This window comes from Streptomyces sp. NPDC048419 (assembly GCF_043200415.1).
GTDB lineage: Bacteria > Actinomycetota > Actinomycetes > Streptomycetales > Streptomycetaceae > Streptomyces.
The window spans coordinates 1-7080 of record NZ_JBICXT010000083.1 but is presented as its reverse complement, the minus strand read 5'-3'; the positions used below and the strand labels follow the sequence as shown (position 1 = coordinate 7080).

Annotated in this window: 5 protein-coding genes; 3 read left to right on the top strand and 2 right to left on the bottom strand. The window is 67.6% G+C overall.

Annotated features, from left to right (window positions below; genetic code table 11):
• Nucleotides 1-1329 precede the first annotated feature (1329 nt).
• Nucleotides 1330-2661 carry a glycosyltransferase 87 family protein gene (locus ACGFYN_RS47545; protein ID WP_393872202.1) on the top strand — a complete coding sequence of 444 codons (1332 nt, stop codon included), beginning with the start codon at nucleotides 1330-1332 and terminating at the stop codon, nucleotides 2659-2661.
• A gap of 187 nt (nucleotides 2662-2848) precedes the next feature.
• Here ACGFYN_RS47545 and ACGFYN_RS47540 read toward each other — a convergent pair whose 3' ends face one another.
• Together ACGFYN_RS47540 and ACGFYN_RS47535 are read right to left on the bottom strand one after the other, a co-directional pair.
• The gene (locus ACGFYN_RS47540) at nucleotides 2849-4396 is read right to left on the bottom strand and encodes a hypothetical protein (RefSeq protein ID WP_393872201.1); all 1548 of its coding nucleotides are present in this window, start codon (nucleotides 4394-4396) and stop codon (nucleotides 2849-2851) included.
• Between the two features lie 226 nt (nucleotides 4397-4622).
• Nucleotides 4623-5309 (bottom strand): class F sortase, encoded by a 687-nt coding sequence (locus ACGFYN_RS47535; RefSeq protein WP_393872200.1) that lies wholly within the window; start codon nucleotides 5307-5309, stop codon nucleotides 4623-4625.
• Between the two features lie 54 nt (nucleotides 5310-5363).
• Between ACGFYN_RS47535 and ACGFYN_RS47530 the strand changes: the two genes are divergently transcribed.
• Together ACGFYN_RS47530 and ACGFYN_RS47525 are read left to right on the top strand one after the other, a co-directional pair.
• Nucleotides 5364-5990: a hypothetical protein gene (locus ACGFYN_RS47530; RefSeq protein ID WP_393872199.1), complete on the top strand. Its 627-nt coding sequence runs from the start codon at nucleotides 5364-5366 to the stop codon at nucleotides 5988-5990.
• A gap of 676 nt (nucleotides 5991-6666) precedes the next feature.
• A complete protein-coding gene (locus tag ACGFYN_RS47525) occupies nucleotides 6667-6903 on the top strand; it encodes a hypothetical protein (RefSeq protein WP_393872198.1) in 237 nt (78 codons plus the stop codon).
• Nucleotides 6904-7080 lie beyond the last annotated feature (177 nt).

Below are 7080 nucleotides of genomic sequence, written 5' to 3'. Positions count from 1 at the left end.
AGCTACCTGCCGCCACTGACAACGCCCCGCGCGGGTCAGAGCACGGTGTCTCGCCCTGGCGGCGAGATCCCGACCATTGCCCCGCTACGCGGGAGGTATCCACGAAGGAGACCCGGATGACCCGGGCGGGAACGATGCGCCAGTCCTGGGTGCGCCGCCCGGCCTCCCACCGCCCGGGGCGCGCCTGCTGTTCATCCGGGCGGCGCACCGCCACTTGCTGCTGGAGATCACAGCCGCGGCTTCACGCCCGGAGCTTTCCCGTGATAGGGGCAACGCTTCGTTGACCACCCGGCACTGCGTGAGCCCGGCCGCGTGGTGCCCGCACACGTATGCGCCGGCGCCGAGTGGCCGCCGGCACAGTGCCGGCGGTATCAGCGTGTCCACCACCCGGGGGGAGGCCCCCCGTACTGTTCGTCGCCGCACAGTACCCGGGCGGTGAGTTCTACGACGTCGTCGTACGCGCGATCAATGCCGAGGCCGCCTCGGGCGTGGTGCCCCGCGGGTGAGTCGGCCCGGTTGAAGGCTTTCACGCGCGCATGATTCGCATCGGCTGCGTCCTTGATGACGTAGGAGTGCAATGTTCCATCCAGGAGGCGGAAGGTCACGAGCCACGGGGAGCCAGTCACTGCGCACCCCCGCCCACATGGGCCGTGCAGGGCACGCGTCTGGCGCCCTGCACAAGCGCGGGGCGTCCGGAATCTTGCGCGAGCGGGCCCGCGGCCCGTGCCGTCCACCTGCCGCGTACTCGGCCGCTTCGGCGTCTGTTCGCAGCCAATCCGCTGCGCACCGCATTCCATGGCATACCAGCCCCAATCATCAGGAAGCCAGCCCAACCGGCCTTCTTGGCACGCGGCATGTCCCGCGCAGCGAATCCCTCTTTCGGCGCATCATCCTGAACGGATATGTGCCATATGCCCAATATTGCACTCGATGTGCAATGTTTCAACTCCCCATATCGGCGCCTGCCCGGCGCTCCGGGCGGCTTCCCGGCGCGGGACCCGGTCCGTCGAAAGCACCGGGGCTCTTTTCGGGCGGATCCGCGGAGGCGGTGGAAAAGGATGTGCGGTTGAGGCGCCCTGCCGGGTGAGAGGCGGCCTGGACAGACCATCCAGGCCGCCTCCGGATGGCCCATCTGGCTGGCCTGGAACTCTTCAGAGGTGCGGCGGCAGGTGACGGCTGGTCAGATGGAGTTGAAAGATCACACGTCGCCCTGAGGCCGCCACGTGCGGCGCGTGTCTCTCCGGTCCTCGCTGCGGGGACGACCCGACCTGCTGGGCATTCGCTTCCAGCGGGGACGGTGCCAGGCCGAGGAACTGCCGAGGAGTAGCTTTGGTCTCAAAGAGCGCCAGACGGAGCACCATCTGGCTGTTGGTGGCATGGACTGCCAGCCGGGCCGTGATCGTGCTGTGGCTTTTGAGGATCCTCCCCTTTCCCGGGCTGGACGCCACCACCGACCTGTCTGTCGTCTATCCGGCCTGGTACGAGGTTCTGCGGTCCGGCAGTTTCCCTGCACACGACGTCACCTGGCAGTATCCGCCGGCGGCTGCCCTGGCCATCCTGTCGCCCGCGCCGCTGTTGCCCTTCCTCCCCTACACGACGGCGTTCGCACTGATCGTGCTGGTGGCCGACGCAACGGTGTTCACCACCCTGGTGACGGCAGTTCAGCGACCGGCCCGGTGGCTCAGCCGGGGCCGGCGCCAGGCCGCGGCCTCGACCGGCCTCGACGTGCCCCTGACCGGCGCGGCAGGGACGAGGAGCCTGCGGGGTGCCTGCTTCTGGGTGGTGGGCGTATTTCTGCTCGGGCCCACCGCGTATGCCCGTTACGATCTGATGGTGACGGCCGTCGTGGTCGTCGGGCTGCTGGCGGGGGCGAATCGGCCACGGCTGCTGGGAGCGGCGGCGGCGTTCGGCGCGCTGCTGAAGGTGTGGCCTGCGCTGCTGCTGCTGGGCACCCGCCCGGGCCGGTTCACTCGCCGGGCCTGGGGGACGGCGGCGCTGACGGCGGCCGCTCTGATCGCGGCACTGTGTCTCATGATGCCGGGCGCGCTCGCCTTTGTCGCACACCAGCATGCGAGGGGCATCGAGATCGAGTCGGTCGGTGCGATGGTGTTCCACATCGCCCGTTACTTCGGCTGGGCCGGTGAGGTGCGGCTGAACTACGGATCAGTCGAGTTCCTGGGCCCGTATGTGAGTACGGTCAGCTGTATCTCGCTGGCGTTGACCGTAGCGTCATTGGGGTGGCTGGTGCTCTGGCGTGTCAAGGCGCGCTGCTACTCGGCCGTCTGTCTTGCCGAGGCCGGATTTGCAGCCGTTCTGCTGTTCATCGCCGTCAGCAGGGTGATCAGTCCGCAATATCTGCTGTGGCTGATCGGGATGGCGGCCGTGTGCCTGACCTTCACCAACGGGCGCATGCTGGTTCCCTCGGTGCTGACACTCGCGGCGACCGGGGTCACCACCCTCGAATTCCCCGTCTGGTTTGCGCATGTCGTCGACAGCGATTGGCTGGGGGTTTCGCTGCTGGTCGTCCGCAACGGCCTGCTTGTCTCGGCCGCATTCATCGCCTGCAGGCTGGCCTGGCGCGACAATGTGATTCCCAGCAGCCAGACAGCAGGAGCGGGCGTGCGGGTGACTGCGACGTCGGCCGTGCGGAAGCAGGTATAGCCCCGCAAAGGGGGCGCCGCCACGGGGCCGCCCAGCAGGGGTCCCATCTGTCCTCGCCGGCCGGCGGGAAGGTCGTGCTCGCGCAAGCGGGAGTGCCCAGGTGCGGGGATGCTGCAGGCCTCCCGCCTGTCAACGCTCGCACCTGCGGTTTCCGGTAGGACCGGCGCCCGCGGCCTCGACGCGAGGCTCAGGACGAGGCCGCGAGCTGAATCCAGCGATCGTGCTCCTGCCATGCCTTGCGCAACCCGGCGCTGAGGACGCAGTGCACCACTTCAGGGGGTTCGGCAGGCTCCGGAGAGTTCTCGGACCACCAATCCTGCGGCCATCCGGCTCCCATCTCCCCGATGACGTCGCAGATCACCTGAAGGCACTCGCACAGTGCCCGAAGCGTGTGCGCGTGCCGCTGCACCTCCTTTGGTCTCAAGGACCCAGCGGCGCCGGGGGACGGTGCGTTCAGGTATTGCACGACCAGGTTCGCGTAGTCCTGGTATCCCTTGTGGAGGACGCTGCTGCCCGCCCACTTGTCAAGATGGGCCAGAGGGTCGGCCAGGTGATCAATCACCCAGCCGTCCACCGCCAGCGCCCGCACGAAGGCCTCCACGTTCTCCCAGCGGGGGAATCCGGCCGCTGCGCTGTGCGGCTTGCCCTCCGCTGCGGGCCCATAGGGGAACTGCTGCCCGTCCCGGGTGCTTTCCGGCCGCGTTTCCTCCGCCTCCTGCCGCCCGCCACCCGATTCCGCTTCCCGTGTCAGCGCCGCCATGCCCGTATCAATCATGGCCATGACCGACCGGGGGGCTACTGCGGGGACCCTCCCCTTCACGGCCCATTCCGTGGGCCATCCTTCTGCGACGACGCCCAGTCCGCGCGCCATACGGGCGAAGAGGGCTTTCAGCGAGGCCAACGCTTCGATGTAGGAGACGTGAACGAATCTCGTGTCCCCTCTGGCTGCCCGGGCCTGAAGCATCTGCACCACAGCATGGTGGAACTCAGGCACTCCCGTTTCCGCAGCCCGGCTGTCCGCCCAGTGGTGCAGGCTGTCGAGCGGGGCGGCGAAATCTTCGGCGCGCCACTCCCCCGACGTCAATGCCCTGGCGACGGACTCGGTTTCCCGCAGTGTGAACGCCGGCTGCATTTCGTAGCGCCTTCTCAGATTCGCCTGCCTGCTCCACACCTCTTGTACGGTCAGATCGCCGGCCTGCTGCACGTCCAGGCCCAGCAGCCCTGCAGATGCCGCGGAAAGGCTGTCCAGTCCCAGTTCCAGAAGATCCGCAAAAAGCCCCGGTACCACAGGCACTGAACGACGAAACGACCAAAGGCCCGGCCAGTCCTCCCCCATGCTCCGGCAGGCCTCCAAAAGACCGACCAGGTAGCTGCCGAACTCCTCGACCTCCTCGGCGGCATTGTCCACGGCACCGCGTTTGCGTGCCGGGGTGTCCAGCGCTTCGAGAGCGGCGTCAATCTGGTAGACGAACTGGGGATACCCGGAGTGCAGGACGGGGGTTTCCGCCCATCGCGCAGCGTATGTGAGGGGGCGGGCGAAATCTGTGGCGTGCCAGCCCTCTGCGACAAGGGCCTTCACGATCCAAAATGCCGCCCTTTCGGGAGGGGGAAGTGCCCCGGCGGGTTCTTGCCGCACCACGTCCTGCGCCGCCTGAATGAGCCCGGCTGGGATGTGCCCGCCGTCGAGATAGTCACGCAGGAGCCGCAGGCTGGCTGCACTGGCCGACGGATCCATGACGACTCACACTCTCTCGGCGTGCGGCGGGCAGCCGGGTACGGACCCGGCTGCCTCGCCCCACATCCAGGCTATGCCCGCATCCGCACGGCGACGGCTGCGTCGTGCCGTGCCGTGCGTCCTGGGCGGCACCCGGCGCAACGGCCGCCGAACAAGCGAGCGCGGCCTTCGCCGGCGTCGGGATCCGCCGGAGCCGGGTTCGTGGTCGGCGCGCTCCCGTCCGCTGTCACGCTGACGGCGCGGTCGACTGAGGGCCAGATCTGGTACCGGTGTAATGAGCAAAGACGATGACGTTGCCGCTGTACCCATGGGAGGTGTAAGCGCCCCCGCAGGTGATCAGGCGCAACTCAGGATCGGGGACCGGAGCATAGACCTTGCCGGTGGGAAAGCTGTCCCGGGAAAAGACGCTGACGCTGTCCACACTGAAGACGGCGACGGTCCCGTCAGCACGGGCGATGTCCACTTCGTCCTTTCGTTTGGCCGCGCCCAGGGGGTAGAAAACTGCCTCACCACGTGGCAGGGACCAGGAATCGACATGCCCGACGATGACCGCGGGACCGGCCTGGCCGGGTGAGGAACTGCCCTCATACCAGGCAGCACGCCGGGCGTCGTCATCGCTGGGGACGGCGAGCGTCCCGTCCTCGTTCAAACCGGTAGTCATCACCTCGGCATGGATGCCCAAGCGCGGTACGTCGATGGAGACCGGAGGTGATGCGTTCAGGGCCGGGGCGCCTGCGGGAGGCGGCGCAGGAATCGGTACCAGTGCGGTCTGCGACGGCTGAGGCGGCGGAGGGGCCTGGGCATAGTCGACCTTGATGGTCTTCAGCTCGAGACCGACCACATAGGTAGCACAGCCAAGCATCATCAGCAGAAGGAGCAGGATGACGGGGTTGTTCAGGGCACGGGACCGCATAGAGCCCGTCCCCCTGTTCACCGGTGTGCCCCGCCGCCTGACCGTGGCCGGGGCATGACCAGCAGCCAGATCGCCACCGCGGCGGCACCGAGTGCCGTGAGCAGGACGACCAGTGAGAACCGGCGGGACTGGCTCGTCGCCCCGTCACCGGCGTGTGGTCCTCCCGAAGGAGTCGCGGTGGCAGCGTGCGAGGCGGAAGGGCTCGATGCGCTGGCGGTCGCCGAGGCACTGCTGGCAGACGCGCTGGGACTGCTCGGGGAAGCACTGGGACTGCCACTGCTCGGGGAAGCACTGGGACTGCCACTGCTCGAGGAAGCACTGGGACTGCCACTGCTCGAGGAAGCACTGGGACTGCCACTGCTCGAGGAAGCACTGGGGCCAGGCGATACCGCTGCGTTGAACGTCGAGGTGCTGCCGGAGCACGACACAGTGACCGTGTACGTCGTCGGGGAGGGACTCGGTTTGATGGTCGCCGTACCCGCGACCATGCCCATCACCGACCCCGGATTCAGAACTACAGGATCGAAGAACGCCGGGGACGCCGATGCGGTCGCGGGGGGGGCTGTACAGCTGGCCGAGATGGTGACCGTCCCGCCGGGGGTGGCGACCGGGGGTTGCACGTCAGCCCGGCTGGGGGATGCGACGGCGAGCAATGTAGCCGCCGACAGGCCGGCCGCCTGAACAATGCGTTGGGCAGTCATGTGGGTCGTCCTGCTCCGTGGTTTCCGACTACCTGCCTGACACGAGCTGGCTTGGCTTGCAGACCTTCAGTTCTCACTTCAGTGAAGTACAGCCGACTGTTTGGCGCATTCCGGAGTGGGCTGGATGGCAGACGGGCGCCCGCCCAGCAGTACCAGAGCGGGATCGGGGCACCTGTCCGGCTGCCTCGGCGTCCGATGACCTGATCCCAGTCGTTCAGCAAAGCACCGACGACCGAGGGCCCCGCCCCGGCGGCGGGCCCCGACGGCCGCCACCCTCCACCAGCGGTGTGTGGCCGGTGAACTCCTTTTAACCCTGTCTCGCGAGGGTGAAAATTCCTGGTCAGGGGGTGCAGACCAGAGTCCCGCGGGACGGGCCGTCGGCCACCACAACACCCCGTCCGGCCCCGCTCCCACTCGGTGGGTGCCCGATGCGGCAGGGCCGGCACCCGTCGGTGCCTTCGCCGGTGGATCCGAACCTCGAAAGGCGCCAGACGGGTGACAGGGCGCGCGCAGTGCACCGACACGGCCGCATTTCTTGGTGCCTTTTCCGTGGGAAGGGCGGGGTGTGTCACCCATACGGGTGGTGGCTCGGGTGGCTCGCGGCGGGCTTGTGGGACCCATGGTGGGTGGTTGGTATCTGACGACGGAGACAGAACATGGTCGGTGACGCACAGGGGACCCATTTCTGGTTCATCACCCTGCAGGCCCCGTCCCCCGCGGGCTTGTCCTTCTTCAACTACCAAGGGACGGTGACTCCGGGCCGTGACAACACACGGCTTGATGTGTTCAACGAGATCAGAAAGGACTTGGTCAGCCGGTTTCCGCATCTCGGGAAAGGGGTGGTTCTCGCATTCGACGTTCAGCCCAACCGGCTGTTCCGGCCCACCTCGTGACCGGGATTCCTGGCGGCCCTGGCCATGCACCCCTTGACGCCGGAGACCAGGCTGAGCCATTGAAGAGGCTCACCAATTTGATTACTGACTTCCTCGGGTTGTTGTCGGCTGCTGGGTGAGGGTCAGTCTGGTGCCAGCCAGGCAGCCATCGATGAGGTCAGGCCGGAGCTGGATATG

Excerpts from the sequence above, each read along its gene's own strand:
- ACGFYN_RS47540 (WP_393872201.1), bottom strand. The coding sequence starts at position 4,396 with ATGGATCCGTCGGCCAGTGCAGCCAGCCTGCGGCTCCTGCGTGACTAT.
- ACGFYN_RS47535 (WP_393872200.1), bottom strand. The coding sequence starts at position 5,309 with ATGCGGTCCCGTGCCCTGAACAACCCCGTCATCCTGCTCCTTCTGCTG.
- ACGFYN_RS47530 (WP_393872199.1), top strand. The coding sequence starts at position 5,364 with ATGACCAGCAGCCAGATCGCCACCGCGGCGGCACCGAGTGCCGTGAGC.
- ACGFYN_RS47525 (WP_393872198.1), top strand. The coding sequence starts at position 6,667 with ATGGTCGGTGACGCACAGGGGACCCATTTCTGGTTCATCACCCTGCAG.